This is a genomic window from Frankia sp. CcWB2, assembly GCF_977927585.1.
The window spans coordinates 1-1403 of the sequence record NZ_CDWRCM010000119.1; the positions used below are offsets into that span (position 1 = coordinate 1).

General features: G+C 73.3%; 3 protein-coding genes. All 3 read left to right on the forward strand.

Translation table 11 applies throughout. The features are described from left to right. Window positions 1-87: 87 nt before the first annotated feature. Complete coding sequence (gene thiS, locus ACY45C_RS13510; protein WP_462187962.1) at window positions 88-351, forward strand: sulfur carrier protein ThiS; 264 nt, start codon at window positions 88-90, stop codon at window positions 349-351. Next, entirely contained in the window at window positions 332-1045 is a 714-nt protein-coding gene (locus ACY45C_RS13515) for a thiamine phosphate synthase (RefSeq protein WP_462187963.1), read from the forward strand. The genes thiS and ACY45C_RS13515 overlap by 20 nt, the downstream gene beginning before the upstream one ends. Window positions 1046-1097: 52 nt before the next feature. Continuing rightward, window positions 1098-1403, forward strand: a 306-nt coding sequence (locus tag ACY45C_RS13520) for a lycopene cyclase domain-containing protein (protein ID WP_462187964.1), incomplete at its 3' end; no start/stop codon positions are given.

Consider the following 1403-nt stretch of genomic DNA (forward strand, 5'->3'; position numbering starts at 1 on the left):
CACGTGCGGAAGACAAGTCTAGCCCCGGCCCGGTCCCGGCCGTACCCACCGCCCGCACGGCGGGCGCTGCTCCCGTAGGGTCGAAAAATGGTCGATCGTCCGCTGCACTCGCACTCGCACCCGCGTGCGCACCTGGAGCCGCTCGCCCGGGCGCGGGTCGTCGTCAATGGTGCGCCGCGGGGCATCCCGAGTGGCCAGCCGCTGCCCGACCTGCTCGCCGAGCTGGGCCTGCCGTCCGGTTCGGTGGTGGTCGAGCACAATGGCGTGGCGCTGACGCCGTCCGAGATGCCCGCCGTCCGGCTCGCCGACGGCGACATCCTGGAGATCGTGCGTGCTGTCGCCGGAGGTTGAGGGATCGTCGCCGCGCGCCGGTGGGCCGGCCCGGGCGGACCGGTTGCGGCGGCTGGCCGACGCCCGCCTGTACCTGTGCACGCCGCGTCGGGCCGAGTTCGACGCCTTCCTGAGCGCCGTGGTCGGCACGCCCGAGGCCCCCGGGGTCGATCTGATCCAGCTCCGGGAGAAGGGGCTCGAATGGGACGAGGAGCTCGGCGGGCTGCGGCGGGTGCAGGCCGCCGCTGGCGCCAGGGGAGTGCTGGTCAGCGCGAATGACCGTGCCGACCTCGCCGCCTTCGCCGGGGTCGACATCCTGCACGCCGGTCAGGGCGATATCCCGCCGCGGTTCGCCCGGCGCCTGATGGGCCCGGACGTGCTGATCGGACAGTCGACGCACGATCTCGACCAGTTCCTCGCGGCGCTCGCCGACCCCGACGTCGACTACGTGTGCGTGGGGCCGGTGCACGCCACGCCCACCAAGGAGGGCCGGCCGCCGGTCGGCCTGGGCCTGCCCCGGCTGGCCGCGCGGCACGCTCCTCCGTTCGTCCCGGGCGTGAAGCCGTGGTTCGTCACCGGCGGCGTCGGTCCGGATACCCTGGATGAGATCCTCGCGACGGGAGCGCGCCGCGTGGTGGTCGTGCGGGGCCTCACCGGGGCCGAGGATCCGGCCGCGAGCGCCGTTGCCCTCGCTCGGCGTCTGCGCGCTGTCTGAGAGCCGTCTGAGAGTTGTCGATGCGCCGTCCGAGCCTCCGCCCCAGCCACCGATGCGCCATCTGAGCTATCTCGCGGTCCTGGCAGGATGCCTGCTCGGAACGGCGCCGCTCGAGGTGTTTCTGGGCACCCGGGTGTACGCCCGGCCGGTTCGGCTGCTGCTGACCCTCGCCCCCGTCATCGTGATCTTCGTTGCCTGGGACCTGTTCGCCGTCTCCGCGGGGCACTGGAGCTTCGACCGGCGCCGCATCACCGGGGTCCTGCTTCCGGGGAGCCTTCCCCTGGAGGAGCTGCTGTTCTTCGTCGTGGTGCCGATGTGCGCGATCCTGACGCTGGAGGCCGTGCGCGCGGTGCGGGGC